Below are 25,540 nucleotides of genomic sequence, written 5' to 3'. Positions count from 1 at the left end.
TTCATTCGCACCTGTGCTTCAAGGAGTTTCATCATGAAAAAGTTGACCACCGTCGTATTGTCCATGTGCCTCGCCGTAGGCGCCGTCAGCGTGTTTGCCGCCGATACCACAACCAGTGATGGCATGAGCAAGGACAGCATGAGCAAGGACTCGATGTCCAAAGACGCCATGAAAAAGGACACGATGTCCAAGGATTCCATGAGCAAGGATTCAATGAAGAAAGACGCCATGTCGAAGGACTCCATGAGCAAAGACGCCATGAAAAAAGACGCGATGTCCAAGGACCCCATGAAAAAGGACAACATGGCGCAGTAACTCGAACGCCGTCGCTCATGGAACATGGGTGAGTACCGCTGACTTCATCAATCTGGTTGTATCAAAAATGAATTTCCGCCGAGCCCGCTGCTCATACCTGTAAGCCGCGGAGTTGAGCCCGCGAAATCATTAGGCAATCAGGGAGTGGCAAACTCATGTGTCCAGTATCGACGGCGGGCGAGCACCTTCCTGGCGGGTTGATTCTTGTGGTTGAAGACGACCCACTGATCCTGGAGTTTCTTTGCGAGATCCTCCAGGAGGAAGGTTTCGTAGTCGAACCGCAGATTAGCGCGGACGCTGCAGCCGGTTATCTGGAGCTGCACGCGGACAACGTCGCGTTGCTGCTGACGGACATCACCATGCCCGGCAAACTTAACGGTGCCGATTTGGCCAATCAGTTCGGCGACCGCTGGCCGGACAAACCGATCATGATCATGTCCGGTTTCGAAACGCCGGAAACGTCCGGGGTGAGGCATGAGGTTTCGTTCATCAAGAAACCTTGGGCGCTGGGGCAGTTACTCGATTGCGTGGAAGGTGCATTGAAGTCAAAGAGGGTTGGCTGAAACGACACGCAACGCTTGGGCTTCGTTCACTCGCAAATGCTACATTGCTCGGCAAAACCCGCCCGGCTCTTGTAAAAGGACGCTCATCCTTGTCAGCTCAACCCTCGGTTTTCAACACGCCTTATCGCGCCTTCCTGTTTGATATGGACGGTACTGTCCTCAATTCCATCGCCGCCGCCGAGCGCATCTGGACTCGCTGGGCCTTGCGCCACGGCGTGGATGTCGAATCTTTTCTGCCGACCATTCACGGCGCCCGAGCCATCGACACCGTCAACCGCCAGGCATTGCCGGGTGTTGATGCAGAGGCTGAAGCCGCGTGGATTACCGAGGCGGAAATCGAGGACGTCGAGGGGATTGTCGAGGTGGCCAGTGCGGCGGCGTTCTTGAAATCGTTGCCTGCCAGTCAGTGGGCCATCGTGACTTCTGCGCCCAAGGCGCTGGCGCTGCGACGGATGGCGGCGGCGGGGATTCCCGAGCCTGCGGTGATGGTCACAGCGGAAGACGTCAGCGCCGGCAAGCCGGATCCTGCGGGGTATCGATTGGCGGCCCTGCGGTTAGGTGCTGAAGTGACCGATTGCCTGATCTTCGAAGACGCCACCGTCGGCATTCTCGCCGCACAAGCCGCGGGCGCAGACCTTTTGATCATTACCTCGACTCACGATCATCCGATCGAAACGCCGCATGCGACGATGGCCGATTATGACTCGGTCACCGTGCAGGTTGACCCCGACGGCCAGCTTCGCCTGCTTGCTTCGTAACAACACCATCCACCAAGGAGCCGAGGCGTTAATAAACACCGGGAATCAACCGCCAGCTACGGCTGCAATAGGCCTCATATTCACTGCCGAACTGCGCCCGCAACAGCGCTTCTTCAGCGTGGATGCGGGCGATCAGCGGGATCACCGTCAGCGCTGCCAGCAACAGGCCAACGCCAGAACGAAACACCAGCGCCCAACCCACGGCAATGACCAACATCCCCAAATAGCTGGGGTTGCGCAAACGGCGATAAATCCCCTCCGTCACGAGGCTATGCCCCGGCTGGATCGCCACCAGTCCGCTGAAGCGCTTGCCCAGCACAAACACCGGCCACAGGCGCAACGCACCGCCGACGATGAACACCCATGCCCCGAACCAACGCACGCCTTCGCCACCGAAGGTCCAGAAGTCGATCCGGTCGGTGTAGGCGGGTAGAAAACCGCTCACTATCCCGATCACCCCGAAGGCCGGCAGCACCCAGCGATTGGCCCGGTCTTCACGTTCGCCGGAGCTGAGGTTGACCTCGGTGAACAGCGCGGCGACCGTCATCAGCAGCGTCGCCAACACAACGACCACCAGCGCCCCATGAGAGAAAAACGCCGCCCACCCGCCTAACCCCCACACGGCGAGCCCGAGGTAGGCGAGGGTGCCGACAATGGCGAAAAACGCCAGTCTGGCCGAGATTTTCATAAACACCCCAGGTACTCAGTCCACATACACATCAGTGTAGGCGCTGCAATGCGTCGTTCCGACTTGCCGGCGATGGCGTGCGTGAGATCGCCTTCGCCAGCAAGCTGGCTCTTACAGGATCTCGGCTCGGGCGCTGCGGCGAATTACCTGCGGCGGTTGGCCGAAGGCTCTGAGGAAGGCTTCACGCATGCGCCGGCGATCAGTGAAACCGGTCTCGGTGGCGATCTGATCGAGGGTCAGCCGTCCGCGTTCCAGCATTTGCCGAGCCGCTTCCAGGCGCAGGTTTTCGATGGCTTTGGCTGGCGACTGCCCGGTTTCGGCGCGAAACGCGCGGCTGAACTGGCGTGGGCTGAGGCTCGCCACGTCCGCCAGCTGTTCCACCGACAACGCTTCGGCGAGGTGTTCACGGGCGTAGCCGAGCACGGTCTGGATACGGTCGGATTTCGGTTCCAGTTCCAGCAGCGCCGAATGCTGGGACTGTCCGCCCGCACGTCGGTGGTACATCACCAGTTTCTGCGCCACGGAGCGGGCAAGTTCGGCGCCGTGGTCCTTTTCAACCATGGCCAATGCCAGGTCGATGCCGGCGGTCATTCCGGCGGACGTCCAGATCGATCCATCGACCACGTAAATGCGATCCTCTTCCACGTTGATCGACGGAAACCGCGCTTGCAGCTCCCGGGCGTACGCCCAATGCGTGGTAGCCCGCCGCCCTTCAAGCAAACCGGCCTGAGCCAACACGAAGGCGCCGGAACAGATCGACGCCGTACGCCGTGCGGTCTTGATGCTGGCGCGCAGGTAATTCAACACACCTTCGGGCGCCTGCTCGAGAATGGCATCGCCGCCGACCACGATCACCGTGTCGAACACCTGTTCACCGAACGCCTCGGTGCCCACGCTCAAGCCACCGGAGGCGCGCAAAGTGCGGCCGTCTTCGGACACCACGCTCACCTCATACAGCGTCTCGCCAGCGCTGAAGTTGGCGTACTCGAACACCGGCATCGCCGCCAGCGCCATGGACTGGAAGCCTTCAAACACCACAAACGCCACGGAAGTCATTGCCAGACCCTCAAATGGAAATGTCCTGAAAACGTACTTTAAACGTCATTTGAGACAGGCGTCACTCAATTTATAACTGTTCACACCCGGCGAACACCTCGCCTCATTGTGAAGGAAACTGAACATGACTCTCTCGTCCAAAGGCACCGCCCTGATCACGGGCGCTTCTTCCGGTATCGGCGCGGTCTACGCCGACCGTCTCGCCCGTCAGGGGTATGACTTGATTCTGGTCGCCCGCAGCCAGGCCAAACTCAACGCGCTGGCCAATCACCTGAGCAACGAAACCGGCCGCGCCGTGGAAGTGGTCGCCGCCGACCTGAAAGACCAGGCCGATCTGCGCCGTGTTGAAGGCATTCTGCGTACTGACGCGAGCATTACATTGCTGGTCAACAACGCCGGGGTCGGCGCGGTCATGCCGCTGTTGGGCAGCCCGGTGGATGACATGGAAGACATGATCACCCTCAACATCACCGCGCTGATGCGCCTGGCCTACGCGGTAGCCCCCGGATTTGTCGCCCGTGGCACCGGAACCATGATCAACATTTCTTCGATCGTCGCGATTGCGCCGGAAATTCTCAACGGCGTGTACGGCGGGACCAAGGCATTTGTGTTGGGCCTGAGCCAATCGCTGCACCACGAATTGGCGGATAAAGGCATTCGTATTCAGGCCGTACTGCCCGGCGCCACTGCGACTGACTTCTGGAGCGAGGCGGGCAACCCGGTGGAAAACCTACCGCAGGAGATCGTGATGTCCGCTGAAGACATGGTCGATGCCGCACTGGTAGGGCTTGCGAGTGGTGAAGTGGTGACCATTCCGGGGCTGCACGATGGCGAGCAGTGGGATCGTTACGAAGCTCAGCGCAAAACCCTTTCTGGATTGTTCGGCAACTCCACGGCAGCACCGCGCTATCGTTGAGGCTGAAAAAAGATCGCCACCTCGCTGCGCTCGACCGCGCCTACAGGGATTTACGTCCAACTGTAGGAGCTGTCGAGCGCAGCGAGGTGGCGATTTTTGATCTTCCAGCCGCTACGCTTGTCGGCGTCAACCGGACGCTGTTATTGCCCGACCGAAAGGCCTTCCTGAACCAGAATGGCTCTGGCCAGGTCTTCGTCGCTGGCGTCTAACCCGGGATTGTCCTGGCGAATCTGCTTGATGACCGATTCCAGATACACGCCACGAATCGCACCGCCACTGGCCACGAAGCTGGAGGCGTCATCCCGGGCGGGGATCATGAGCTTGTCGTCCTTGAACGTCGAGTACAGCGAAGCGGAAACCCCGGCCGAGGTGGCCACATCGCCCGCATCCACTTTCGCGAAAGCCGAGCCGAAGGGTAAGCACAACACAAGGGAAGAGATGATGATCAGACGGCGCATGACGGTGTCCTCCGAAAGCGTGAAGCGTAAAGGAAGTACCACATAATTTAGGATGCGCGGAGACCGTCAGGAGTTCCTTGCCGCACACACAATCACTTCAACCCGTAACCCCGGATCTGCCAGTTTCGCCTCACCGCACGTGCGGGCCGGTGCGTGGCCGGCCTGCTGCCTGAAAACAGAGCGGCCGGGTTCCTCAGCCAGTTGGGCAGAAATGAGCGCTCGTGTTGAGCGCTCATTTTTTCCTGCGCGGTGCCTCGTTTGCAGGCGTGACAATCGGGCTCCCTGACAGGTCAAAATCTGCCGCTGGACGGCGGTCGTCACCCCGGTACGCTTTGATCGACCGATGATCAGCGTCCGCGCTGCCTCGCGTCCTTGGGACTATGCTTTGCAGTGCGCCCATCGCAATGGGAGACCTCTGATGATCAACGTACGCACTGCCCGCATGCTCGCCGATTACAAACGCTGGGCCGATCAACGTCTCTTTGACAGCCTCGCTGATTTGCCGCCGGGTGAGGTCAACAAGGAACGGATCTCAGTGTTCAAAAACATGATCGGCACGCTGAACCACATCTACGTGGTGGACTGCATCTGGAAGGCTCACCTCGAAGGCCGGGGGCACGGCTTCAAGACCTCGCATGACCTGCTGCATCCCGACCTCGATGACCTGCGCCTGGCGCAAAAGGACATCGATCACTGGTACTGCGCCTGGAGCGAACGGCAGACCGAGGCATCGCTGGATAAACCCGTCGAGTTCACGTTTGTCTCGGGCGAAAGCGGCACCATGAGCGCCGGCGCGATGTTGATGCACGTGGTCAATCACGCCAGTTATCACCGTGGCTGGGTGATCCAGATGTATTTCGACATTCCGGCCATGCCGCCGATGACGGACCTGCCAATCTTCCTGCGCGAGACCGACCCGTCCTTCAACGCGATCCAGGCACCGGCCCCGGCAGCGGCGCCGACATGTGTTGGGCAATTCGCGAGCGCAACCAACGTTCTGCCGGATCGTTATCGTTGACCCCGTTCCAGACCATCGACAGTTCGGACAGGTTAATGTCAAACGGCGGGTCGTCGGCGCGCAACTGGCTGCTGCCTTCGATCAGCGCGCACGCGGCGTAATCCGGTACCGTGGCGAGCATGTCCGTGCCGGCCAGCAACGCGCGCAGTCCGGCGAACTGCGGCACCGCCAGCACCACACGGCGTGAGCGGCCGATGCGCGCCAGGTCATTGTCGATGGCCCCGGTCAGGTCTCCGGAAAACGACACCAGTGCGTGCGGCCGCTCGCAGTAATCATCCAGCGTCAGGGCGCCGGGCCGATTGTCGCCGCGCAGGATCTTCACGCTCAGGTCACGCAACTTTTTGCGCTTGGCGTTGGCCGGGAGTTCGGTGGTGTAGCTGATCCCGACGGAAATCTCACCGCTGGCGAGCATCGACGACATCAGCAGGAAATTCACCCGCCGCACGACCACCACCACGTTCTGCGCCTCTTCGCGGATCTGCTTGAGCAGCGGCGGAAACAGACCGAACTCGGCGTCGTCGGACAGACCGATGCGAAACACGTCGCGGCTGGTGGCCGGGTCGAAATCCTTCGCTCGGCTGACCGCGCCGGAAATGGTGTCCATCGCTGGCTGCAATTCCTTGAGAATCTGCAATGCGCGTTGGGTCGGCTCCAGAACACGACCGTTACGCACCAGCAGCGGGTCATCGAACAGGTCACGCAGTTTTGCCAGCGAAGCACTGACCGCAGGCTGGCCGAGGAACAGTTTTTCCCCGGCCCGGGTCAGGTTCTTTTCGAACATCAGGGTTTCGAAAATCACCAACAGGTTCATGTCCACGCGGCGCAGGTCGTTGCGGTTCATGGTGGGGGTGCTCGAAAGTTTTCAGGGTCTTTTCATTAAAGCAGTAAACCTGTCCGGTGCATCGTATCCGGTCAGGCTCGATTTTCGAGGGCATGGAGTTTGAGTGTCGGCGAAGGTGTTGCGGTTGAGCACTATCAGAACTGATAGGTCATGTACCTCTGCGAAGTCTGTCGACGTTCATTGCTTCTGTGCTGCCGTGGCTGGTTGTGGGAGCAGCTTGGACGGAGCGTTGAGTTGGACTTGGAGTGAGGTTTTGGAAAAAGTTTGGCACTTCGACGTTCACCGGTGACATTCGTCTATTTTGCAAGCGCTCTCTGAATGCCATATCGGTTGCCGCTGGGGCAAATTGGTCGTTACTTATCGTTTCAGTAATAACCACAGTGTTTTCCGATATTACGGGGGCAGTAGTGAAGCGCCTTGCGGGCACCCATCCATTGGTCCTGGGTTGAGTGGGAATTAGAGGAGTCTCAGTTCTTGCCGCGGGTTGTGGCGTTGGCGTGGGCTGATCCATTAATCCGTTCATAGCGTTTGGAAGGGGGCGTCGAGGATAGCGTGCACGTACAGTTTGTCGTTCAAGTCCCAATAACCAAATAGATCTATGTCCCGTCGGATCGTTTTGATTCACGGGATCACCTTGGCAATACGCATAGGTATTCAATCCCCCTTCACCAAACGGGCTCACACTGTCCGGACCGTTAAACCGCATCAACACCGGATTAAACCCTCGATACCCATTTCCCAACAAATAATGCCCCGTCACCGGGTCGGGCCGTTCGCCATTGAACCCTAACAGGCTGAGTAACCCGTTTTCAGGGTGGCGGTGGCCATAGGGTGAATAGGCGATGGGCTGGCACTGATGGTTCGCTTTAAGCGTGTGCAACACGGAGCGTTGTTGATCGGTGGCCAGCAGCGTGGTGTCGAGTGCATCGCCCTCACTTCGCTGCTGCGCCAACAGCCAGTCGTCGTGTTGGACGATCGAATGCTGCAGCGCACCCTGTATCTCGGTGGCCAGGCGGCTTTTGCAGTAGAAACGCCGATGCTGTTGCGCGTCCTGCTGTGCATGGCCGATCAACCGGTCGAGGGCGTCGTAGCGATAGTGGCAGAGGGGTTCGCGCAGTAATGGCATGGGGATGCTCCGAAGGTTCAACGTGCCTTCGATCAGTATTGGCGGTTTCGCAATGGGTGGGAACTAGCAGAACTGATAGTCCGGAACCTGTGGGCCCTGGAGTGATGGTGGCGAGGGCAGCTTGCTCCCTCGCCACAGGGGATTGGTGAGGACATCACCAACTTCAGCTGTTGTGATTTTGTCTGATGTTAAACCTTAAACTGAACTATCGTACGGTCGCTAGTGCGTTGTTCCCACCAACGATCACCGTCAAACCTGAAATGAGGATCTCTGATGAGTAACTTTGCTCTGCTTGGGCGCACTCCCTTAAGAAGCCCATTTTCCGCAGCGGTGTTTACCTGTCCGACGGTCATGGAATTACTGAACTCATCCCTGGCTTTCAATAAGTTACGATGATCAATTGATATAGGGACTTCTGGTAATTCTAATTGACTGTAAAACGACTCTAATTCAAGTCCAAGTGTATCAGAGTAGCTGTTCTCGTCGGGTGTGAGCTTTCTCTGCATAAACGAAATCTTATTCCCTTTTTTAATCGAGACTTCGTCATAACCAAAGCCTATAACTGACTTAATCAGGGTGCTGTGTCCCTCGTTGGCTTTGATTCTATGAGTGACTTCATTAAAGCTATGAAGCGTGGTATCCAGGGTTGGGGTAAATGTAGTGACGTCCGTGTAGTTATTTTTGTTTTTAGTAACCGCACTAAATGTTAGTCCCGGGCCGCTTTTATAGACAGGCCGGCCTAACATCCGGTTGAGGACGCCGGGGATTGTACCGTTCGGATCACTCAGATTGACGGGGTCCCCCAAACAATAAGCATATGCGTTCAATCCGCCCCTGCCAAACGGACTAAGTCTGTCCGGACCGTTAAACCGCATCAACACCGGATTAAACCCTCGATACCCATTTCCCAACAAATAATGCCCCGTCACCGGGTCGGGCCGTTCGCCATTGAACCCTAACAGGCTGAGTAACCCGTTTTCAGGGTGGCGGTGGCCATAGGGTGAATAGGCGATGGGCTGGCACTGATGGTTCGCTTTAAGCGTGTGCAACACGGAGCGTTGTTGATCGGTGGCCAGCAGCGTGGTGTCGAGTGCATCGCCCTCACTTCGCTGCTGCGCCAACAGCCAGTCGTCGTGTTGGACGATCGAATGCTGCAGCGCACCCTGTATCTCGGTGGCCAGGCGGCTTTTGCAGTAGAAACGCCGATGCTGTTGCGCGTCCTGCTGTGCATGGCCGATCAACCGGTCGAGGGCGTCGTAGCGATAGTGGCAGAGGGGTTCGCGCAGTAATGGCATGGGGATGCTCCGAAGGTTCAACGTGCCTTCGATCAGTATTGGCGATTTCGCAATGGCTGGGAACTAGCAGAACTGATAGGTCGTTCCGGTTCTTACCGAAATCCATGGGCCAGTCGTTTCAGCGCCAACTTCAGCCGCTGTAAACATCCGCCGGCTCGGTCAACACCTTCCTGAACGTCTCCACCAACGGTCGCAAATTAACCCGATGCCAGGCCGCCCACAGCGGCGTGGTAAAGGAAATCCACGGCACCTCGCGCAGCACCACACCCGGTGGCGCGTTTCGACTCAAACCTTTCTGAATCATCGCGATTCCCAGCCCCGACGCCACCAGCCCCAGCGCAGTGAACGGTTCGGTCGCCTCCATGCGGATGTCCGGGGTAAAACCGGCGCGGATGCAGGCGCTGATGAAGTCGTCTCGGCTCGCACAGTTCTGGCGGTGTTGCACGCCAATCCATTCCTGATTGGCCAGGTCTGCCGGGCCCCATGTTGCTTGGCGGGCGAGGGGATGATGCTCGGGCAAGGCCAGCAGCATAGGGTCGTCCAGCACCTGAAAACCCAGCAGGTCCGGATCGTCGGCGACGGGCGGTTCGCTAACCAGTGCGATATCGAGGCTACGCTGACGCAGGCCTTCGAGTTGTTCGGCGGAGCTGAGGTTGTATAGCGCGACGTGCACGTTCGGCCGGTCGACCCGCAGCACGCGCAAGGCATTCGGCAGGACGCCGGCATGCATGGCGTTCTCGATGTAGCCGATGCACAAACCGCCTTCTTCACCACGACCCAGGCGTTTGCCAAGGGATTCCAGGCGATTGGCGTGGGTCAGCAGGGCGCGGGTTTCGGCGAGGAACGTCTGACCGTCGCGGGTCAGCCGAATGCGTTGCTGGCTGCGTTCGAACAGGGTCAGGCCCAGGCGTTCCTCGATCTGGGCGATCTGTCGGCTCAGGGGCGATTGGGAAATGTGCAGGCGTTCGGCGGCGCGACCGACGTGTTCTTCTTCGGCGACGGCGACGAAGTAGCGCAATTGGCGGATGTCGATCATGTCAGACCTGTAGGGACTCAAGTGCTGCGCATTATGTCTTGGACGGTCCGAACGTCGCAATCTACGATCTGCTCAACGGTCATTCAACTGACCTCTGAAACTGACGAGGATTGAATCATGAGCTTGAAAGACAAACTGCCCGGCGCGCTGGGCTTCGGTACCGCGCCATTGGGCAACATGTTCCGCGCCATCCCTGAAGAAGAAGCGCTGGCCACTGTTCACGCGGCCTGGGATGCCGGCGTGCGTTACTTCGATACGGCACCGTTTTACGGTTCGGGCCTGTCGGAGATTCGTCTGGGCGCGGCGTTGGCCCAATACAACCGTGACGACTATGTGCTGAGCAGCAAAGTCGGGCGGGTGATTCTTGATGAAGTCGAAGACGCGGCGGCCCGTGATCTGGGTGAGAAGAGCGGTGTGTTCGAACACGGCCGCCCGAACAAGATCGTCAACGACTACAGCGCCGACGCGACGATGCGTTCGATTGAAGACAGCCTCAAACGTCTGCAGACCGATCGCCTGGACATCGTCTGGGTGCACGACATCGCGCAGGATTTCTACGGTGATCAATGGCTGGAATACTTCAATCAGGCCCGTATCGGCGCTTTCAAAGTACTGACCCGTTTGCGCGAAGAAGGCGTGATCAAGGGTTGGGGACTGGGGGTGAACAAAGTGGAACCGTGCGAATTGACCCTCGATCTGACCGAAGCCCAACCAGACGGTTTTCTGCTGGCGGGGCGCTACACGCTGCTCGACCACGACCGTGCCTTGCAACGCCTGATGGACGCCGCGCTGGCGCAGAACGTCGAGATCGTCGTCGGCGGACCCTACAGCTCGGGCATCCTGGCCGGCGGCGCGCACTTCGAATACCAGAAGGCCAGCCCGGCGATCATCCATAAAGTCGAGCAGATCAAAGGTATCGCAGCGGCTCACGGGGTCGACATCAAGGCCGCCGCGTTGCAGTTCTCCCTGGCTAACCCGGCGGTTGCCGCGGTGATTCCAGGTTCCAGCCGTCCGCAGCGGATTGCCGAAGACGTGGCCGCGTTGTCGGCGGTGATTCCCGCTGCGTTCTGGCAAGCCATGCACGAAGCGAAACTGGTGTCCGAACGCGCTCCATTACCCATCGCAGGAGTTTGAGCATGAAGATCGATCTGACGGGGAAACTCGCCATTGTCAGCGGCAGCACCGCCGGCATTGGCCTGGGTATCAGCAAGGCGCTGGCCGAGTCCGGTGCCACGGTGGTGGTGATCGGCCGCGAGACGACCAAGGTCGAGCAAGCGCTGGCAAGCATTCGCCAGAGCGTGCCGGGCGCGCAACTGCGTGGCCTGACGGCGGACCTCGGCACCGCCGAAGGGGCCGAGCAGTTGTTCGCCGCCGAGCCACGAGCAGACATTCTGGTGAACAACCTCGGAATCTTTAACGAGGTGGATTTCTTCGACACGCCAGACAGCGAATGGACGCGGTTTTATGAGGTCAACGTGATCTCCGGTGTGCGTCTGTCGCGGCATTATGTGCCGGAGATGGTCAAGCAGGGCTGGGGCCGGGTGATTTTCCTGTCCTCGGAATCCGGGATCGCGATCCCGGCAGACATGCTCAACTACGGCGTGACCAAAAGCGCTAACCTCGCGGTGTCTCATGGTTTGGCCAAACGGCTGGCGGGTACTGGCGTGACGGTCAATGCGATCCTGCCGGGGCCGACCCTGACCGATGGCCTGGAGCAGATGCTCAAGGACGCCACGGCCGAATCGGGGCGCAGTGTGCGCGAAGAGGCCGATGCGTTTGTGCGCAAGGCCCGGCCGACGTCGATCATCCAGCGCGTGGCGGACGTCGAGGAAGTCGCGAACCTGGTGGCTTACATCGCTTCGCCGTTGTCCTCGGCTACTACGGGCGCGGCATTGCGTGTGGACGGTGGCGTGGTCGACAGCCTGGCGATCTGATTTTTTTTGCTTGAGAGAGAGGACTACATGGCAACTGCATCAGCATTTATCGATATCCCGGCTTCGACCGACAGCGTTTGGCAATTGATTGGCGGCTTCAATTCGCTGCCGGACTGGCTGCCGTTCATTCCCAAAAGTGAACTGAGCGAAGGCGGGCGTGTGCGCAGTCTGCAAACGGCCGATGGCGCAGTGGTGGTGGAACGGCTTGAGTCGTTTGATAACGCCGGGAAGACGTACAGCTACTCGATTGTGCAGGCACCGTTTCCGGCGACGGATTATCTGGCGACGATCCGCGTCGAAGCACGAGGCGAGGGTGCCCGGGTGACGTGGTCGGGTCGGTTTGCGCCGGTGGGTGTGAGTGAGGAAGAAGTGGCGGCGCTGTTTGCCGGCATTTATCAGGGTGGTCTTGAGGCTTTACGGGCAAACTACCCCGCCTGATTTCGCCATCAATCCCTGTGGGAGCGGGCTTGCCCGCGATGGCGGAGTGTCGGGCAGTATAATTTTGTCTGTCCGGTCGCTATCCCGGGCAAGCCCGCTCCCACAGGTTTTGTATCAGTTCAGGAGATCCGGGTCAGGTCTGGGTAATCAGGTTCTGCCGGCAGTCGAGCACCAACCGTGCGCCGCCCAATTCGCTTTCACCCACCTCAAGCGTAAACCCATGCAGGCTGACAATCGCCGCGACGATCGACAAGCCCAGGCCGAAGCCGCTTTGCTGATTGCCACCTTCGGCGCGATAGAAGCGCTGGAATACGGCGTCCCGTTCGGTCGCAGGAATGCCCGGTCCCGAGTCGAGCACTTCGATCCGCGTATGCCCATTTTCATTGACCCCGCGCAAAATCACCTCGCCGCCCGGCGGTGTGAATTTGATGGAATTGCTCAACAGGTTCGCCACGGCTTCGAACAACAGCGCCCGATCACCGTTCAGTGCCGGCAGTGATTCGGGCAATTGCAGCTTGAAAACCAGCTCATCTTCCTCCGCCAGCGGCAGATAAAAGTCGTGCAGTTCCTGCAACAACGGCAGCGGATCCAGCTGCACAAACCCCGAACGCCGCTGCCGATCCTCCAGCTCGGAAATCCGCAGCAACCCGCGAAAACGCGCCATCAGCGTATCCGCTTCAGCGAGCACCGAATCGAGTTGCGTCGCTTCTGCCGACCCTTCGCCGGCCTGTTGCTGCATGCGGTACAACTGCGCCCGCAAGCGGGTCAGCGGCGTGCGCAAGTCGTGTGCAATGTTGTCGCACACACCCTTGACCTCGTTCATCAAGCGCTCGATGCGTTCGAGCATGGCGTTGACGATGGCGGCGAGCATGTCCAGTTCGTCACGGCGATCAGACAGCGGCAAACGTCGGGTCAGGTCGCCGGCGACGATGGCCTCGGCGCTGGCCTGAATCCCGCGAATGCGTCGCAGCGGTCGACGGCGCAACAGGTGCCATCCGACGATGCCCGGCAAAATGGTCAGGGTCACGCCCCAGAACAACGCGTGGAGGATGATGCGGGTCACGGCGAACAGTGAACCGTTGTCACGCACCAGAATCAGCCAGCGACCGTCCGGCGTCTGGGTCGCCACGGCGTCGCAACTGTCGGCGGGCAGCGTCGGATCGTCGGAGTCGGCGCAGTCGCTGAGCATGTGGATCTTGCCGTCCAGCGGCAAACCTTTGGGAATGTGGCGCAGGGCACCGCTGAGGTAGTGATGCTCGGCATCGAACAGGCCATAGGCATCGATGCCGCGAATGTCGAAAGTCATGCTGACGGCGAGGGCGTCCACCAGTTGTTCGCCGGAAAAACGCGAGAACAAATGCTGACGTTGCATTAGCGAGTGCTTGGCCAGGTTGTCCAGATAGGTGGACACCTCGTAATACATGACCCCCATGAGAATCCCGCTCCAGAGCACGAACAGCGAGCTGTAGAGCGCCAGCAACCGACTGCTGGACGAACGCCAGCCTTTAGAGGGGTTCGGCAATGACATAACCCGAGCCTCGCACGGTCCGAATCAGTGGGACATTGCCGGGCGGGTCGATCTTTTTGCGCAGGCGGCCGATGTGCACGTCGATCAGGTTGGTGCCGGGGTCGAAGTGATAACCCCAGACCTCTTCGAAAATCATCATCCGCGAGAGAATCTGGCCGGTGTTGCGCATCAGGAATTCCAGCAGCTTGTACTCGGTGGGCAACAGCGTCAGCAGTTGACCGTCGCGGCTGGCCTCGTGGCTGATCAGATTCAGTTCCAGGTCCGCCACCCGCAACGTGGTGGCCTGGGCGGTCACGGTGTTCTGCCGGCGCAGCAGCACTTCGACCCGGGCGGCCATTTCATCCGTGGCAAACGGTTTGGTCAGGTAATCGTCACCGCCGGCACGCAATCCGCGCACGCGTTCATCGACATCGGAGAGGGCGCTGATCATCAGGATCGGCGTCGCCACGCCCATGGTTCGCAGTGTGGTGACGATCGCCAGGCCATCGAGCTCGGGCAACATGCGGTCGAGGGTGATCAAGTCGTAATTGCCGCTGACCGCGCGCTCAAGTCCTTCGCGACCATTGTCGACCCAATCCACGTCGAGCCCGTGGCTGCTCAATTCGGCGACGATCTCCCGGGCGGTCACGGCGTCGTCTTCGATGGTCAAGATGCGGGTCATAGGGCGGACCTGATAGTCAGTTCAAGGCAAGTGTGTGGGCATTCTGCCAAGAAATGCCGGTGACTTTTTAAATTAACTTTCATGTGGCTCATGGGGCGGCCCGGAACGTTGATATCATATGGCCATAACCTTGAAAGGGAGTTCGACTGTGCGCACTTTGATTTGCCGTGGCGGGATGCCGATTGTTGTGTTGTTGCTGTACGTCATCAGCGGCAGTGCCTGGGCGGGTAACACGCCGTGTTCAGGAAAGAAGGGCGGTATCGATCGCTGTGATGGCGACCTGTTTGTGTGTAATGACGGCTCTATCAGCGCTTCGAAGAAAAGCTGCTCGGCTCGTTATGGCGAATCAAGCCAGGCTCGCCCGCAAACCTTATTGCAGAGCGCCGATGGCTGCGCCTGCGGTTCGGGGTCGTTTTGCACTGGCCCGAGAGGCGGGGTGTATTGCCTGACACCCAGCGGTAACAAGAGCTACAAGCGCAAGTAGGGCAATGCATAAAACCCGCTGCGATGCGGCCGCTCCTTGCAAAATGCATGGGAATGAGAAGTTCAAACTTTATAAATCATTGAAATTTATCTATTTATTGAAAACGGGCGACTGGCACGTTGACTGCAATTCCTCATTTGACGAGTTGTAACAACATCTTTCCTGCCTGGAGCGACATAACAATGAATAGATCCCCTGATGGTTTCTATCCTGCCGCAGAAGAGTCAAGCACGATGTCGGGCGTTTCCTGGGGAGCGATTTTCGCCGGGGCCGCTGCGGCGGCGGCGTTGTCGCTGATCCTGGTGCTGCTCGGTTTCGGATTGGGTTTTTCGGCGGTTTCCCCGTGGGCCCATGAAGGCGTCAGCGCCAAGGGTTTGGGCGTTTCAACGATTGTCTGGTTGGCCGTTACCCAAATCGTCGCTTCCGGGCTTGGGGGTTACATCGCCGGTCGCCTGCGGGTGAAATGGGCGAACATGCATGGCGATGAAGTCTACTTTCGCGACACCGCTCATGGCTTCCTGGCCTGGTGCGTGGCGACCCTGGTGACCGCAACGCTGGCCGTCGGCTCGGTCAGCAGTATTGTCAGCGGTGGGGTGCAGGCCGGGGCGAGTGTTGTCGGCGGTGCTGCAAGTGTGGCCACGCAAGCGGCGGGCACTGCCGCCGGGAATACGCCCAGCGATCAATACGGCTATTTCGTCGACAGTCTGTTTCGCGACGATCGTCCCGCAGCCATCAGCGATGACGCGGCGCGTGGCACCGTGACTCGCATCTTCGTTCGCTCGTTGAGCAACGACGGTCAACTGGCGGCTGAGGACCGGACCTATCTGGCGCAACTGGTGGCGCAACGGACCAACCTGACGCAAGCGGACGCTGAGCGTCGTGTCGATGAAGTCTATGCCGCTGCGCATAAAGCCGTGGAAGACGCCAAGGTAGCCGCGAGACAAGCGGCCGACACCGCTGCAAAAGTGGCGGCCATGACGGCGTTGTGGATGTTCGTTGCACTGTTGATCGGCGCGTTCTTCGCCAGCTTTGCTGCAACCTTTGGTGGTCGTCGTCGGGATGCGGTGGTGTATGTCGAATCCGATGCCTATGTCGCCACAGCCCCTATTCGTTAACCCAGGAGAATTCTCATGCGCTCACTACTGTTGTTTTTTCTCGGTGTACCGATCCCGATCATCATCCTGATTGCCCTGTTCATGCATTGATCCGCTGAGGTCCATGCCTGCGCCGCTTCTGCCTTGGGTAGAAGCGGCGTTTTTGCGAGCGCCACCGGGAGCAGGTCAGGCGCAACACATCCATCTACTCAATCGGTGTACTCATAAACGCCTCAAGCCCCTCGGCATACGCGGTAAACGCGCTGATCTGCGGAAACTGCCGGGCGTCCACCTGATCAGGCACGACCAGGTTGGTAAAGCTCCAGGCCACCGCCAACGTAATTCCGGCCTGATCAATCGAACCATCGACCTTCAACGGGTGCAATTCCAGCTCCCGTTCCAGCGCCGAATACGCCGCCGCCAATTGCCCCTCGACCCGCTCCACCCATGGCTCGAACTGAATTTCTGCGGGCCGCAGGTTGCGTTCGTAATAAAGCTGCACCGATTTCTCGCAGGCTGCCAACGCCAGGCCGATCAGGCGCAACGACCGCAAGCGTTGAGGCGGCTCGCCAGACATCAGGCTGTTACCCGGTCCGGCCAGTACCTCCAGGTAATCGATGATCAACGTCGAGTCGATCAACACCTCGCCGTCATCCAGCACCAGCGTCGGCGCCTTGACCACCGGGTTGATCTGCTGGAACTGCTCGAAGTGCCGAAACACCGAAACAGATTGGTGATCGAGGTCGATGCCCAGGCGTTTGGCAGTAATGGCGACCCGCCGTACATAGGGCGAATCCAGCATGCCGATCAGCTTCATTGAACCTCTCCTCAAGATTGCCATTTCGGGATGGACAACCTTAGCTGAGGTTCACTGCCCTGCAAATGGGTTCAAGAAACACCGTCGTCGAGGCCGTTTGTCTTCTATATACAGCCGCTCGGTTGAATTTCTTGCTATAAACGCACTCCGATAATCACCACAAAGACTGCCATAGAGCACTTTTCAGGGCTTTGTCGGACAAATTCGCTGTCTTTTCAGTTGCTGAGGCCTCAAGTCGGCCTTAGACTGCCGCCCCTCGTAAATTGAGTGCCGGGTGGCGCTTGGAATAAACGGCGCCTTTCCGATGGCCAGACCAGGTCCGCCGGAACGCTCCCTAATTCGCCTTAATGCACGTTTTTTTATAGAGATATCAATGACAAAGGACAAGTTGCTGGCCATGCCGGCGGATGACTACATGAATGCCGAGCAACATGCTTTTTTCTCTGAGCTGTTGCAGAACATGAAAGTCGAAACCCATGAGCGCATCGAACAGAACCGCATCGCCATCGAGAGCCTGGACACCCCAGCCGATCCGGCTGACGCGGCGTCTGTCGAAGAAGAGCGCACCTGGCTGGTGAACGCGATCGATCGCGACCAGCGCATGCTGCCTCAGTTGGAACAGGCGCTGGAACGCATCAAGGAAGACAGCTTCGGCTGGTGCGACGACAGCGGCGAGGCCATTGGCCTGAAGCGTTTGCTGATCAGCCCGACCACCAAGTACTGCATCGAAGCGCAAGAGCGTCACGAACAGATCGACAAGCACCAGCGTCAGGCCTGATTTCGTAGCGCCCGCATCGCGGGCAAGCCTCACTCCTCCAGGAGCAAGGCTTGCCCGCGATGCTTTTTTTCGTCTGCGGAAAACCTCGGGCACTTCTATTGATCTGCTTCAACGCCCACTACTAATGGACCATGGATAATGGCCCTGTAGTGGCGTTTAATGCAGTCACAACAATTAGAAGACGCATGGGGTGACGAAGATGACGAGAGACGGATCTCTGGTTGGGGCATTGCCTGCACCAGTGCTTGCACCGAATACCCGCTGGTTGACGCCGACGCTGCAAAGCATCGCCCTGATGCTCTTGCTATGCGGTATGACGCTGGGTGGCTGGTCGCTTTATGTTGGCCTGCCGTTGGCCTTGCTGGTTGTCTGGCTGCCTCGCTTGCGTTCCCGCAGCACCGCTGCAGCTGCACCCGTCGACAGCTCCGGCGCCATCGCCGAACTGACTCGCGATCTTTCCTACACCACCAGTCACAACGCCCTGTCAGCCGCCGGCGTGGCGTTTTCGGTCAAGCAACTGGCCGACAAACTGCAATCACAACTCGGTGCGGCGGCGCAGATTGTCAGCAACGCCGAAGTGATGATCGCCACCGAACAAGCCACCTCGACCCTCAGTCGCGCCGCCCTCAGTGCCGCCAGTGAAGCCCATCAGAGCAGCGCGGCCGGGCGCACGGAGCTGGTCGAATCGATCAGCCGCATGCATCAACTCAGTCAGCGCGCCAGCAACAGCCGCGAGCTGATCGAAGCCCTGAGCCTGCGCAGCGACGACATCCAGCGGGTCACGCTGGTGATCCAGTCCATTGCCAGTCAGACCAATCTGCTGGCATTGAACGCCGCCATCGAAGCGGCCCGGGCCGGGGAGCACGGTCGCGGGTTCGCGGTGGTGGCCGACGAGGTTCGAGGCCTGGCCGCACGCACGGCGACGGCCACTGGCGAAGTTGGCGAGATGGTCGCCGATATCCAGCAACGCACCGCACAAGTGGTGGAGCAGATTCGGCAGTTGTCCAGCGACCTCGATATCGGTGTCGAGCAGGTCGAGCACACCGGTCAGCACCTGGAAAACATTGCCCGCCTGGCGGCTGGCGTCGAAAGCCAGGTCGGCGAAATCGCCAAGGGCGCCGAGACCAACCGCGAACAACTCGACAGCCTGTTTCACGCCATTGAACAGATGCGCAGCGATCTGGCGATCAGCGATCAACAGACCCAGCGTCTGGCTCAGGCCGCTGTGCAGATGGAGGGGCAGGCCGAAACCATCAGCGAACGTCTCGCCGAAGTCGGACTGGATGACTATCACCAGCGTGTTTATGACCTGGCCCGCGAAGGCGCGCGTCAGATTACGGCGCGTCTCGAAGCTGATATCGACCAGGGCCTTGTCAGTCTTGATGATTTGTTCGATCGCAATTACCAGGCTATCCCCAATACCAGCCCGGCCAAGTTTCAGACGCGTTTCGACCGTTACACCGATCAGGTGTTACCGGCGATTCAGGAGCCGTTGTTGCCGCTTCATGAAGGCCTGGTGTTCGCCATCGCGTGTACGCAGCAGGGTTACGTACCGACCCACAACAAGGTTTTCTGTCAGCCACTGACCGGTGATGCGCAGGTCGATACGCTGCAGAACCGCACCAAACGCAAATTTGCCGACCGCACCGGGATTCGTTGTGGCAGTCATCAACAGGCTGTTCTGTTGCAGACCTATACGCGCGATACCGGGGAGTTGATGCACGATCTTTCGGTGCCAATCATGCTCAAGGGGCGGCATTGGGGTGGGTTGCGGTTGGGGTATAAGCCGCAAAGTCCTCGCTGACAGGGTTGGCATTGTTGCGATTCCGGCAATTGATCTATGCAACACCGTTGCTGTTTCCTCGTCGATGAACTCATTACCATGCCTACATAGTTAGGCTGCTAATGAAGTTGGAGAGGTCAGCATGCGTAGCAAAGTCGATGTTGCCGTCATGATCGGCAGCGGTGTGCCTGCCAGTTTGCGCGCGCAGGGGCAGAGCGTCTGCTGGGTCGTGCTGCTGAACGGCGAACGCCGGGGGACGGCGTTCGCCCGCCGTGATGAAGCGGAGGAGTGCAGGGCTGCCTGGTTGGCGCAATTAAGTGCCGAAGCCCCCGACAGCCTGCATTGACTAGTGAATCTGGTGCATACGCAGGTTCAGGTCATCGACTACCCGCGCCCAATCGGCATCTTCACGTAATTGCTCTTTAAGGAAACCGGCCTGTTGCGGCGTCCAGAACTCGGCATCGATGAGCTTTTTATCATCGGGCAGAGGGGAGTGAGTGGCGATGAAATCGTCGATGGCTTTTTCGCTGGAGTCCAGACCGAGTTGGTCGAACAAGCCTTTCAAATCGTGTGTAGGTGAATCCATCTTCATCTCCTTGAGGTTATTCAGTCGCATCGAGTATGCATTCGGCCGTGCAGTGTCATTGCATCAGAGGGAGCCGCGCACCAAGAGTTCGATAGGGGTTTAGCAGCTTTCTCGAGATTCGCCATGATGGTGGCAGTATGCGATTGCCTGGCAGGGCTGCAACGATTACGATGCTGTCGCGTTTTTGGCGCCAATCAGCCGCCATGCGAAGAGTTCGAACAAGGATGTGGACGACACTCGATTCCCAGGTTTACCGCCTTCCAGTGCTGAACTACCCACTCCTTGCTCGATTTTCTTTCGAGTCGACGCGTCCCCGATCCCGCATGAAAAGGATGTAAGCAGTGAAGCGTCTTGTTTATCTGATGGCCATCGCACTTGGCCTGTCGTTGACTGGTTGTGTGTCGTTCACACCGCTGGGCCCCATTGGTGAACCCTTGAAACCCGCGCCATCGACCCTCGATCGTAGTGCCGAGATCAGCGATGTCGTGATTTCCGCCCCTGAGTTGGACGATAAAGTGCGTGTCGCCGGCAGCCGACAGTTGACGGAGCAGATCAGCGCCTATGTCGACAAAAGCGATTACTTCAAGCGAATCGTGGTGTTCCCGGCCAAGGCCGGGGAGGACGACGTGGTGCTCAAGTTCAACCTGACCTCGCTGGCAGGCAAACGCACCATGCATCCGGCTTACATTCCCGGTGCGCTGGTGACCTTGACTATCTGGATCTGGGTCGACGGTCCGATCTACGTCGATAAATACGACCTCGCGGGCGAACTGATCATCGAAGACCGCCAGGGCAAGCAACTGGCCAGGTCGGTCGAGCAGGTGAAGCTCGACAAGAATGTTGGCCTGTGGAACGCCGATTATCTCAATCCCCGCCTGGGCGGTACTCAATTGCGCGAATTGGTCGCTCAATTGCTGGCCGGTGCCACACCTCAACTGCGTCCACTGTCAAAGGAATTGGCTGCACATGAATAAATACCTTTTGGTTTTGCTGTTGATGGTCAGCAGTGCCCTGACGGGCTGTATTTCCTATTCCCAGCATGACTTGCCACCAGTGGATCAGTGGCCCCCGGCTCAGGCCAGGCAAGACAAGCCCAGTGCTTATCTGCACGTGACCACTCAGCAGCAGTTCAACGGCGAACTGTCGGGTGGCATGGGCAATGCGGCGCTGGTGGAAAAGAACATGCTGGAAACCTTTAAGGAATCCGGACAGTTCAAAAACGTGACCACGGACAAAGTTGACTCGAACGTGTACGTCACGAGTACCTTGACCAATAACGAGCAGGGCAATATCGCCAGTGCCTGGTTGACGGGATTCACGTTGTTCGTGATCCCGACTACGTTCAGCAATACCTTCACGCTGGAAACGGTGTTCAAGGATCAGGAAGGTAACGTGCTGGGCAAAATCGTCAAACAGGAGAGCACTCGGACCTGGTTGCAGATTCTGCTGATTGTCGGGTTGCCGTTCAATGAACGAGGGGACGTGTTGCTCAAGCACCTGACCCAAAGCACGCTGGATGAAGCGGTCAAGCGCAAACTGATCTGATTAATTGTCAATTTGAAAGCGTGCAACCTTTGCAAGGTTGGCACGCTGCAGACACCTCTCGGGCCGAGGTGCCGACGCTATCGGCGAGGCACGCTCTGGCCTGATACCGCGCTGTCCGGCGCCGGACGTGTCCACGCCCATTTCAGGCTTTCAATGCCCCATCATCGACCGCCAGCTTCAGGGCCATGGCGGCCTCCTTGGCAGCGATTTCGGCGACGTCCGAGGTTTTGAACCAGCGATCCTTCTCGACCTGGTGATACGTCACTGTGGTCAGCGGCGGTTTGGCGCGCATGATAATCACCGCCTGAAATTCGCCTTCGACTTCTCTGGCTTCGCCCCGGATAAAAAATTCACCGATATCAAATTCCGTCACGTAGCAGCCTTCCCTTGGAAATGTTCTGTTGTGTTGAGCGCCGTCCGGCTTGGGAACGGATTTCATTGGTTCGGCAGTATGGCAGTAGTTGCCCGCCGACGGCTGAGTTAAGTCGTCGGCATGACGAAACGTATATAAGAAGGGACTGAGCGCAGCGCTCAGCGATGCAGTTCGAACTTTCGGGCGAGCGCACACGCTTCGTTGTGGTCGCTGCGGAAACCTCTGACATGACCGGTGGAAATTTCTTTGATGTGGAAGAACGCATTACCGGCCAGGACAACCTGAAAACGCGGTGTGGCAAGCGCTTCAGGGCTGAACTCAGGGTGTTGAAACCCCGCAGGGTATGGCGTCGAGGCGTTGCTTGGATCAGGCGCCAAGGACGGAGTGAAGTGTGTCAGGGTGCACATATGAAGTCCTTTTCGTTGTTTTACCGACGTGTGTACGTCGTTTTGGGTAGTCTCGATGAGCATCGCTGCTCTAGAATCACCGTCACTGGTGCGCGACTGATGTTTATCTAAAGCAATTTTTTGCGGGCGATATGTCGGAAAAGTGCTTTTTTTAAGGAGTTTTTTCCCTAAGGTTGGTAATCCGTTTTTTCTGGCTGTCAGAAGGGCTTTTTCCTTCAACCTCTGACGAACACCAGGCAAGACGACGCGAGTGACTTTCCATTAGTCTTCTTACGCCTCGCGATGAATGAGCGCTCTGCTCGTTTCTGGATTTCAACACGGGTCATTTGGCGACACCTTCGGCATTGCCGCTTTTTTCTGCTGTGCGCTGTTTGCCAGCGTGCAGCATCATTTCAGATGTGGGGATGTTTCCTTGGCAGTAAGTAATCTCGATATGCATGCTTTGTTCGTGCTGGGTGATTTGCGCGCAAAGCTGGTCAAACAGTTCCAGTCACGTTTTGTTTACATCACCGAACAGAACGCCGAAGGCATTTACATTGCCGAGATCGACACCGAATCAGCTCTGGTGGTGGACGACAAGCCCGGCCTGAAACTTAAAGTCGGCGATCATTTCAGCGCTTCGGTATTGCCCAGTCGCGAAGGCGGCAAGCTCGATATCAAGTTCCGCGAAATAAAACTGACGGTGTATGGCCTCGGCGATTACGCGTTCGTGACCACCGCCGACGGTCACGGGATCGTCTTCAAGGAAGGTCACAGCGTGGTCATGGTGTTTGCCGCCCACCAACAGTTGCAGGAAGGTCTGACCAAAACCCTGAAAGCCGTGACGGCCAAGGCCGCCAAGTGGCGCAAGGGCGAATTGGTGACTTTCAAGGCCAGCGAGTAATGCCCCTGACTCGCGCCGATTTCCACCTGCAGAACCAGGCCAGCGCTCAAGTGGAAGCCCGACGGCTGTTCGAGCAGAAGTCCATCCTGCAGGGGGCCTGGCTGGGTTGGGTCGCGTCGCAGATCTACACGTTGCGCCCGGCGGAATACGCCAGCATGGTCAGAAGAGAGCTGGCGCGCTTGCAGGAAATTTCTGAAAAGTAATCCTCGCCCCTCGAAAGCAGGAACCTCTACTACAGTCAGTTGACTGAGTATTTTGAGGCTTGCGGTCTTTTTGTCAGGCCATCCTGCTATTGCTGTGAACAGCACGAGGTGCAAAAGCATGAACGGATTTCGACGGTTGCTGGCCACTGTTCTGATCGCTTTCGGTCTGGGTTCGCCCATTCCGGTATTCGCCGCCCAGGCGCCGATCCACTTCGCCGACCTGAACTGGGAAAGCGGCAGTCTGATCACCGATATCCTGCGGATCATTGTCGAGAAGGGCTACGGGCTGCCGACCGATACCTTGCCGGGAACGACCATCACCCTGGAAACCGCACTGGCCAACAATGACATTCAGGTCATTGGCGAAGAATGGGCCGGTCGCAGCCCGGTCTGGGTCAAGGCTGAAGCTGAAGGCAAAGTCGCGAGCCTGGGCGATACCGTCAAGGGTGCCACCGAAGGCTGGTGGGTGCCCGAATACGTGATCAAGGGCGATCCGGCCAAGGGTATCAAGCCGCTGGCACCCGGCTTGCGCAGTGTCAGTGACCTGCCGAAGTACAAGGACGTGTTCAGTGACCCGGAAAGCCCGGGCAAGGGGCGCTTCCTCAACAGCCCGATCGGCTGGACCTCGGAGGTGGTCAACAAGCAGAAGCTCACGGCCTATGGCCTGAACGACAGTTATGTGAATTTTCGCAGCGGTTCCGGGGCGGCGCTGGATGCGGAAATCAGTTCGTCGATCCGTCGTGGCAAGCCGGTTCTGTTCTATTACTGGTCACCGACACCGTTGCTCGGGCGTTTCAAACTGGTTCAGCTGGAAGAGCCTCCGTTCGACGCCGAAGCCTGGAAAACCCTGACCGACGCCGACAATCCCAATCCGAAACCGACGCGCTCGTTGCCCTCGAAGCTCTCGATTGGCGTGTCCACACCGTTCCAGAAACAGTATCCGCAGATTGCCGAATTCTTCAGCAAGGTCGATTTTCCGATCGGCCCATTGAACAAGGCGCTGGCTGAAATGAGCGAAAAACACACCCCGCCACGTCAGGCGGCGGAGGCGTTCATGAAGGCGCATCCCGATGTGTGGCAGGCGTGGGTGCCGAAGGATGTGGCGGACAAAGTCTCCGCCGAGTTGAAATGATGGGGAGCGGTTGATATCGCCGGACTGTAGGAGCCGGCTTGCTGGCGAGACCGGCGAAGGGATATCGCCAGCAAGCCGGCTCCTGCAAACCGCGCATCGACGCCTCCTTGCCATTGCGGCGCATAGTCATAAGTCAGCCACAGGTTGCCGAGCCGCGACCGTCCAGATAGTCGAATTGGCTGCCAACCTCCCATTGCTTGCCGGTCGAGACATCAAAGTCCTGCGTGCCGTCGGGTTGCTCGGCGGCGGCCGCTTTATCACCGTTGATCATCCGCGCACTTCTAAAAATGCCGACTAGGATCATTCTGTTCAAATCCCTTTCAAGGATTCCCGACCATGACATTTGTGTTGGCTCAATGGCTGGTGACGATCTTCGCGGTGATCAGCCTGATACATGTCTACTGGGCGCTGGGTGGCCAGTGGGCTGCCGTCGCGGCCGTTCCGCAGGTGCCGGAGGAGGGCGGCGCAAGATCGCGGCCCGCGTTCAAGCCCACGGGGTGGTTGACGTTGCTGGTGGCTTTCGGATTGCTGCTGATTGCTGCGTTGGTGTGTTTGCGCGTTGGCTGGTGGGTGCCGGCGGTGTCCCATCAATCGCTGCAATGGGTGATCAGCGCCATTGCGATGCTGATGTTCGCCCGGGCGATTGGCGATTCGAACCTGGTGGGGTTTTTCAAGCAGGTCAAAGGCTCAAAATTTGCCCGGCTCGACACTTGGGTTTATTCGCCGTTGTGTGTGGTGTTGGGGGCGGGATTGTTGGCTGTTGCCTGGATCTGAGTTGCCTCGACTGACGCCTTCGCGAGCAGGCTCGCTCCCACAGGGGGCAT

33 protein-coding genes are annotated in these 25,540 nt (G+C 58.5%); 19 read left to right on the top strand and 14 right to left on the bottom strand.

Annotation, left to right across the window (positions count from 1 at the left end; genetic code table 11):
- Nucleotides 1–33: 33 nt before the first annotated feature.
- The 3 genes from Q7W83_RS12445 (at nucleotide 34) to Q7W83_RS12435 (ending at nucleotide 1,636) form a co-directional block, all read left to right on the top strand.
- A complete protein-coding gene (locus tag Q7W83_RS12445; protein WP_150653232.1) occupies nucleotides 34–315 on the top strand; it encodes a pentapeptide MXKDX repeat protein in 282 nt (93 codons plus the stop codon).
- A 155-nt stretch (nucleotides 316–470) separates the two neighbouring features.
- Complete coding sequence (locus Q7W83_RS12440) at nucleotides 471–878, top strand: response regulator (protein WP_150634372.1); 408 nt, start codon at nucleotides 471–473, stop codon at nucleotides 876–878.
- Nucleotides 879–967: 89 nt separating this feature from the next.
- Nucleotides 968–1,636, top strand: a complete 669-nt coding sequence (locus Q7W83_RS12435; protein WP_150634373.1) for an HAD-IA family hydrolase — start codon at nucleotides 968–970, stop codon at nucleotides 1,634–1,636.
- 28 nt (nucleotides 1,637–1,664) lie between these two features.
- On the opposite strand, the gene Q7W83_RS12430 is transcribed toward Q7W83_RS12435, so the two are convergent.
- Together Q7W83_RS12430 and Q7W83_RS12425 are read right to left on the bottom strand one after the other, a co-directional pair.
- Complete coding sequence (locus tag Q7W83_RS12430; RefSeq protein WP_150636127.1) at nucleotides 1,665–2,324, bottom strand: methyltransferase family protein; 660 nt, start codon at nucleotides 2,322–2,324, stop codon at nucleotides 1,665–1,667.
- A 111-nt stretch (nucleotides 2,325–2,435) separates the two neighbouring features.
- Nucleotides 2,436–3,380, bottom strand: a complete 945-nt coding sequence (locus Q7W83_RS12425; RefSeq protein WP_150634375.1) for a GlxA family transcriptional regulator — start codon at nucleotides 3,378–3,380, stop codon at nucleotides 2,436–2,438.
- 124 nt (nucleotides 3,381–3,504) lie between these two features.
- Between Q7W83_RS12425 and Q7W83_RS12420 the strand changes: the two genes are divergently transcribed.
- On the top strand, nucleotides 3,505–4,296 hold the full coding sequence (locus Q7W83_RS12420) for an SDR family NAD(P)-dependent oxidoreductase (RefSeq protein ID WP_150634376.1): 792 nt from the start codon (nucleotides 3,505–3,507) through the stop codon (nucleotides 4,294–4,296).
- Between the two features lie 140 nt (nucleotides 4,297–4,436).
- Here Q7W83_RS12420 and Q7W83_RS12415 read toward each other — a convergent pair whose 3' ends face one another.
- Nucleotides 4,437–4,754 (bottom strand): DUF2388 domain-containing protein, encoded by a 318-nt coding sequence (locus Q7W83_RS12415; protein WP_150636131.1) that lies wholly within the window; start codon nucleotides 4,752–4,754, stop codon nucleotides 4,437–4,439.
- 418 nt (nucleotides 4,755–5,172) lie between these two features.
- Here Q7W83_RS12415 and Q7W83_RS12410 point away from each other — a divergent pair, with 418 nt between their 5' ends.
- A complete protein-coding gene (locus tag Q7W83_RS12410) occupies nucleotides 5,173–5,772 on the top strand; it encodes a DinB family protein (protein ID WP_150653233.1) in 600 nt (199 codons plus the stop codon).
- Here the strand turns inward: Q7W83_RS12410 and Q7W83_RS12405 are convergent.
- The 4 genes from Q7W83_RS12405 to Q7W83_RS12390 all read right to left on the bottom strand — a co-directional run bounded on the left by Q7W83_RS12405 (nucleotide 5,678) and on the right by Q7W83_RS12390 (nucleotide 10,070).
- Nucleotides 5,678–6,613: a LysR substrate-binding domain-containing protein gene (locus Q7W83_RS12405; protein ID WP_150636133.1), complete on the bottom strand. Its 936-nt coding sequence runs from the start codon at nucleotides 6,611–6,613 to the stop codon at nucleotides 5,678–5,680. The genes Q7W83_RS12410 and Q7W83_RS12405 overlap by 95 nt on opposite strands.
- A gap of 148 nt (nucleotides 6,614–6,761) precedes the next feature.
- A complete protein-coding gene (locus tag Q7W83_RS12400) occupies nucleotides 6,762–7,739 on the bottom strand; it encodes an RHS repeat-associated core domain-containing protein (RefSeq protein ID WP_150636135.1) in 978 nt (325 codons plus the stop codon).
- Nucleotides 7,740–7,927: 188 nt separating this feature from the next.
- Nucleotides 7,928–9,034 (bottom strand): RHS repeat-associated core domain-containing protein, encoded by a 1,107-nt coding sequence (locus tag Q7W83_RS12395; RefSeq protein ID WP_150636137.1) that lies wholly within the window; start codon nucleotides 9,032–9,034, stop codon nucleotides 7,928–7,930.
- 130 nt (nucleotides 9,035–9,164) lie between these two features.
- Nucleotides 9,165–10,070 (bottom strand): LysR substrate-binding domain-containing protein, encoded by a 906-nt coding sequence (locus tag Q7W83_RS12390; protein ID WP_473656141.1) that lies wholly within the window; start codon nucleotides 10,068–10,070, stop codon nucleotides 9,165–9,167.
- A 117-nt stretch (nucleotides 10,071–10,187) separates the two neighbouring features.
- On the opposite strand from Q7W83_RS12390, the gene Q7W83_RS12385 reads away from it, so the two are divergent.
- The 3 genes from Q7W83_RS12385 to Q7W83_RS12375 are packed head-to-tail and all read left to right on the top strand — an operon-like array spanning nucleotide 10,188 to nucleotide 12,442.
- On the top strand, nucleotides 10,188–11,204 hold the full coding sequence (locus tag Q7W83_RS12385) for an aldo/keto reductase (protein WP_473656140.1): 1,017 nt from the start codon (nucleotides 10,188–10,190) through the stop codon (nucleotides 11,202–11,204).
- Between the two features lie 2 nt (nucleotides 11,205–11,206).
- Entirely contained in the window at nucleotides 11,207–12,004 is a 798-nt protein-coding gene (locus Q7W83_RS12380; protein WP_150636141.1) for an SDR family NAD(P)-dependent oxidoreductase, read from the top strand.
- Between the two features lie 27 nt (nucleotides 12,005–12,031).
- Nucleotides 12,032–12,442: an SRPBCC family protein gene (locus Q7W83_RS12375; protein ID WP_150632903.1), complete on the top strand. Its 411-nt coding sequence runs from the start codon at nucleotides 12,032–12,034 to the stop codon at nucleotides 12,440–12,442.
- 133 nt (nucleotides 12,443–12,575) lie between these two features.
- On the opposite strand, the gene Q7W83_RS12370 is transcribed toward Q7W83_RS12375, so the two are convergent.
- The gene (locus Q7W83_RS12370; RefSeq protein ID WP_473656139.1) at nucleotides 12,576–13,970 is read right to left on the bottom strand and encodes a sensor histidine kinase; all 1,395 of its coding nucleotides are present in this window, start codon (nucleotides 13,968–13,970) and stop codon (nucleotides 12,576–12,578) included.
- On the bottom strand, nucleotides 13,948–14,631 hold the full coding sequence (locus Q7W83_RS12365) for a response regulator transcription factor (protein ID WP_095055782.1): 684 nt from the start codon (nucleotides 14,629–14,631) through the stop codon (nucleotides 13,948–13,950). Before Q7W83_RS12365 ends, Q7W83_RS12370 begins: the two co-directional genes overlap by 23 nt.
- Nucleotides 14,632–14,806: 175 nt before the next feature.
- Between Q7W83_RS12365 and Q7W83_RS12360 the strand changes: the two genes are divergently transcribed.
- Nucleotides 14,807–15,115 carry a YdcA family protein gene (locus Q7W83_RS12360; protein ID WP_473657619.1) on the top strand — a complete coding sequence of 103 codons (309 nt, stop codon included), beginning with the start codon at nucleotides 14,807–14,809 and terminating at the stop codon, nucleotides 15,113–15,115.
- 182 nt (nucleotides 15,116–15,297) lie between these two features.
- Complete coding sequence (locus tag Q7W83_RS12355) at nucleotides 15,298–16,230, top strand: hypothetical protein (RefSeq protein WP_473656138.1); 933 nt, start codon at nucleotides 15,298–15,300, stop codon at nucleotides 16,228–16,230.
- A gap of 184 nt (nucleotides 16,231–16,414) precedes the next feature.
- Here Q7W83_RS12355 and Q7W83_RS12350 read toward each other — a convergent pair whose 3' ends face one another.
- Nucleotides 16,415–17,026, bottom strand: coding sequence for a glutathione S-transferase (locus Q7W83_RS12350; protein ID WP_150632900.1), 612 nt, complete (start codon nucleotides 17,024–17,026; stop codon nucleotides 16,415–16,417).
- A 373-nt stretch (nucleotides 17,027–17,399) separates the two neighbouring features.
- On the opposite strand from Q7W83_RS12350, the gene Q7W83_RS12345 reads away from it, so the two are divergent.
- The 3 genes from Q7W83_RS12345 (at nucleotide 17,400) to Q7W83_RS12335 (ending at nucleotide 19,933) form a co-directional block, all read left to right on the top strand.
- Nucleotides 17,400–17,804: a TraR/DksA family transcriptional regulator gene (locus Q7W83_RS12345; protein ID WP_007907888.1), complete on the top strand. Its 405-nt coding sequence runs from the start codon at nucleotides 17,400–17,402 to the stop codon at nucleotides 17,802–17,804.
- Between the two features lie 199 nt (nucleotides 17,805–18,003).
- Entirely contained in the window at nucleotides 18,004–19,608 is a 1,605-nt protein-coding gene (locus tag Q7W83_RS12340) for a methyl-accepting chemotaxis protein (protein WP_473656137.1), read from the top strand.
- Nucleotides 19,609–19,729: 121 nt separating this feature from the next.
- A complete protein-coding gene (locus Q7W83_RS12335) occupies nucleotides 19,730–19,933 on the top strand; it encodes a hypothetical protein (RefSeq protein ID WP_150632898.1) in 204 nt (67 codons plus the stop codon).
- Here the strand turns inward: Q7W83_RS12335 and Q7W83_RS12330 are convergent, their stop codons facing one another.
- Nucleotides 19,934–20,173, bottom strand: coding sequence for a DUF2789 domain-containing protein (locus tag Q7W83_RS12330; RefSeq protein WP_150632897.1), 240 nt, complete (start codon nucleotides 20,171–20,173; stop codon nucleotides 19,934–19,936).
- Nucleotides 20,174–20,514: 341 nt separating this feature from the next.
- On the opposite strand from Q7W83_RS12330, the gene Q7W83_RS12325 reads away from it, so the two are divergent.
- Both Q7W83_RS12325 and Q7W83_RS12320 read left to right on the top strand, forming a co-directional pair.
- The gene (locus Q7W83_RS12325; protein WP_150632896.1) at nucleotides 20,515–21,147 is read left to right on the top strand and encodes a hypothetical protein; all 633 of its coding nucleotides are present in this window, start codon (nucleotides 20,515–20,517) and stop codon (nucleotides 21,145–21,147) included.
- The gene (locus Q7W83_RS12320) at nucleotides 21,140–21,718 is read left to right on the top strand and encodes a hypothetical protein (RefSeq protein ID WP_150632895.1); all 579 of its coding nucleotides are present in this window, start codon (nucleotides 21,140–21,142) and stop codon (nucleotides 21,716–21,718) included. Before Q7W83_RS12325 ends, Q7W83_RS12320 begins: the two co-directional genes overlap by 8 nt.
- A gap of 142 nt (nucleotides 21,719–21,860) precedes the next feature.
- Here Q7W83_RS12320 and Q7W83_RS12315 read toward each other — a convergent pair whose 3' ends face one another.
- The gene (locus Q7W83_RS12315; protein WP_150632908.1) at nucleotides 21,861–22,091 is read right to left on the bottom strand and encodes a hypothetical protein; all 231 of its coding nucleotides are present in this window, start codon (nucleotides 22,089–22,091) and stop codon (nucleotides 21,861–21,863) included.
- A 158-nt stretch (nucleotides 22,092–22,249) separates the two neighbouring features.
- The gene (locus tag Q7W83_RS12310; protein ID WP_150632907.1) at nucleotides 22,250–22,498 is read right to left on the bottom strand and encodes a hypothetical protein; all 249 of its coding nucleotides are present in this window, start codon (nucleotides 22,496–22,498) and stop codon (nucleotides 22,250–22,252) included.
- 412 nt (nucleotides 22,499–22,910) lie between these two features.
- Between Q7W83_RS12310 and Q7W83_RS12305 the strand changes: the two genes are divergently transcribed.
- The 3 genes from Q7W83_RS12305 to Q7W83_RS12295 all read left to right on the top strand — a co-directional run bounded on the left by Q7W83_RS12305 (nucleotide 22,911) and on the right by Q7W83_RS12295 (nucleotide 24,716).
- On the top strand, nucleotides 22,911–23,381 hold the full coding sequence (locus Q7W83_RS12305; RefSeq protein ID WP_008035847.1) for a hypothetical protein: 471 nt from the start codon (nucleotides 22,911–22,913) through the stop codon (nucleotides 23,379–23,381).
- A complete protein-coding gene (locus tag Q7W83_RS12300) occupies nucleotides 23,381–23,584 on the top strand; it encodes a hypothetical protein (protein ID WP_150632893.1) in 204 nt (67 codons plus the stop codon). Before Q7W83_RS12305 ends, Q7W83_RS12300 begins: the two co-directional genes overlap by 1 nt.
- 118 nt (nucleotides 23,585–23,702) lie before the next feature.
- Nucleotides 23,703–24,716, top strand: coding sequence for an ABC transporter substrate-binding protein (locus tag Q7W83_RS12295; RefSeq protein ID WP_150653235.1), 1,014 nt, complete (start codon nucleotides 23,703–23,705; stop codon nucleotides 24,714–24,716).
- Between the two features lie 133 nt (nucleotides 24,717–24,849).
- Here the strand turns inward: Q7W83_RS12295 and Q7W83_RS12290 are convergent, their stop codons facing one another.
- On the bottom strand, nucleotides 24,850–24,987 hold the full coding sequence (locus tag Q7W83_RS12290; protein WP_473657711.1) for a hypothetical protein: 138 nt from the start codon (nucleotides 24,985–24,987) through the stop codon (nucleotides 24,850–24,852).
- Between the two features lie 65 nt (nucleotides 24,988–25,052).
- On the opposite strand from Q7W83_RS12290, the gene Q7W83_RS12285 reads away from it, so the two are divergent.
- Nucleotides 25,053–25,490: a DUF3995 domain-containing protein gene (locus Q7W83_RS12285; protein ID WP_150632891.1), complete on the top strand. Its 438-nt coding sequence runs from the start codon at nucleotides 25,053–25,055 to the stop codon at nucleotides 25,488–25,490.
- Nucleotides 25,491–25,540 lie beyond the last annotated feature (50 nt).

The organism is Pseudomonas sp. 300, from assembly GCF_055803035.1.
Note: the sequence above shows the minus strand (reverse complement) of the source record. Positions and strands in the feature narration are given on the sequence as shown.

What these genes read in the sequence shown, in the direction of transcription:
- Q7W83_RS12295 (WP_150653235.1), top strand. Translation starts at nt 23,703, where the DNA reads ATGAACGGATTTCGACGGTTGCTGGCCACTGTTCTGATCGCTTTCGGT.
- Q7W83_RS12380 (WP_150636141.1), top strand. Translation starts at nt 11,207, where the DNA reads ATGAAGATCGATCTGACGGGGAAACTCGCCATTGTCAGCGGCAGCACC.
- Q7W83_RS12320 (WP_150632895.1), top strand. Translation starts at nt 21,140, where the DNA reads ATGAATAAATACCTTTTGGTTTTGCTGTTGATGGTCAGCAGTGCCCTG.
- Q7W83_RS12340 (WP_473656137.1), top strand. Translation starts at nt 18,004, where the DNA reads ATGACGAGAGACGGATCTCTGGTTGGGGCATTGCCTGCACCAGTGCTT.
- Q7W83_RS12395 (WP_150636137.1), bottom strand. Translation starts at nt 9,034, where the DNA reads ATGCCATTACTGCGCGAACCCCTCTGCCACTATCGCTACGACGCCCTC.
- Q7W83_RS12345 (WP_007907888.1), top strand. Translation starts at nt 17,400, where the DNA reads ATGACAAAGGACAAGTTGCTGGCCATGCCGGCGGATGACTACATGAAT.
- Q7W83_RS12360 (WP_473657619.1), top strand. Translation starts at nt 14,807, where the DNA reads ATGCCGATTGTTGTGTTGTTGCTGTACGTCATCAGCGGCAGTGCCTGG.
- Q7W83_RS12365 (WP_095055782.1), bottom strand. Translation starts at nt 14,631, where the DNA reads ATGACCCGCATCTTGACCATCGAAGACGACGCCGTGACCGCCCGGGAG.
- Q7W83_RS12405 (WP_150636133.1), bottom strand. Translation starts at nt 6,613, where the DNA reads ATGAACCGCAACGACCTGCGCCGCGTGGACATGAACCTGTTGGTGATT.
- Q7W83_RS12400 (WP_150636135.1), bottom strand. Translation starts at nt 7,739, where the DNA reads ATGCCATTACTGCGCGAACCCCTCTGCCACTATCGCTACGACGCCCTC.
- Q7W83_RS12350 (WP_150632900.1), bottom strand. Translation starts at nt 17,026, where the DNA reads ATGAAGCTGATCGGCATGCTGGATTCGCCCTATGTACGGCGGGTCGCC.
- Q7W83_RS12430 (WP_150636127.1), bottom strand. Translation starts at nt 2,324, where the DNA reads ATGAAAATCTCGGCCAGACTGGCGTTTTTCGCCATTGTCGGCACCCTC.
- Q7W83_RS12425 (WP_150634375.1), bottom strand. Translation starts at nt 3,380, where the DNA reads ATGACTTCCGTGGCGTTTGTGGTGTTTGAAGGCTTCCAGTCCATGGCG.
- Q7W83_RS12335 (WP_150632898.1), top strand. Translation starts at nt 19,730, where the DNA reads ATGCGTAGCAAAGTCGATGTTGCCGTCATGATCGGCAGCGGTGTGCCT.
- Q7W83_RS12445 (WP_150653232.1), top strand. Translation starts at nt 34, where the DNA reads ATGAAAAAGTTGACCACCGTCGTATTGTCCATGTGCCTCGCCGTAGGC.
- Q7W83_RS12310 (WP_150632907.1), bottom strand. Translation starts at nt 22,498, where the DNA reads ATGTGCACCCTGACACACTTCACTCCGTCCTTGGCGCCTGATCCAAGC.
- Q7W83_RS12415 (WP_150636131.1), bottom strand. Translation starts at nt 4,754, where the DNA reads ATGCGCCGTCTGATCATCATCTCTTCCCTTGTGTTGTGCTTACCCTTC.
- Q7W83_RS12300 (WP_150632893.1), top strand. Translation starts at nt 23,381, where the DNA reads ATGCCCCTGACTCGCGCCGATTTCCACCTGCAGAACCAGGCCAGCGCT.
- Q7W83_RS12440 (WP_150634372.1), top strand. Translation starts at nt 471, where the DNA reads ATGTGTCCAGTATCGACGGCGGGCGAGCACCTTCCTGGCGGGTTGATT.
- Q7W83_RS12330 (WP_150632897.1), bottom strand. Translation starts at nt 20,173, where the DNA reads ATGGATTCACCTACACACGATTTGAAAGGCTTGTTCGACCAACTCGGT.
- Q7W83_RS12390 (WP_473656141.1), bottom strand. Translation starts at nt 10,070, where the DNA reads ATGATCGACATCCGCCAATTGCGCTACTTCGTCGCCGTCGCCGAAGAA.
- Q7W83_RS12355 (WP_473656138.1), top strand. Translation starts at nt 15,298, where the DNA reads ATGAATAGATCCCCTGATGGTTTCTATCCTGCCGCAGAAGAGTCAAGC.
- Q7W83_RS12285 (WP_150632891.1), top strand. Translation starts at nt 25,053, where the DNA reads ATGACATTTGTGTTGGCTCAATGGCTGGTGACGATCTTCGCGGTGATC.
- Q7W83_RS12410 (WP_150653233.1), top strand. Translation starts at nt 5,173, where the DNA reads ATGATCAACGTACGCACTGCCCGCATGCTCGCCGATTACAAACGCTGG.
- Q7W83_RS12290 (WP_473657711.1), bottom strand. Translation starts at nt 24,987, where the DNA reads ATGATCAACGGTGATAAAGCGGCCGCCGCCGAGCAACCCGACGGCACG.
- Q7W83_RS12385 (WP_473656140.1), top strand. Translation starts at nt 10,188, where the DNA reads ATGAGCTTGAAAGACAAACTGCCCGGCGCGCTGGGCTTCGGTACCGCG.
- Q7W83_RS12370 (WP_473656139.1), bottom strand. Translation starts at nt 13,970, where the DNA reads ATGTCATTGCCGAACCCCTCTAAAGGCTGGCGTTCGTCCAGCAGTCGG.
- Q7W83_RS12420 (WP_150634376.1), top strand. Translation starts at nt 3,505, where the DNA reads ATGACTCTCTCGTCCAAAGGCACCGCCCTGATCACGGGCGCTTCTTCC.
- Q7W83_RS12375 (WP_150632903.1), top strand. Translation starts at nt 12,032, where the DNA reads ATGGCAACTGCATCAGCATTTATCGATATCCCGGCTTCGACCGACAGC.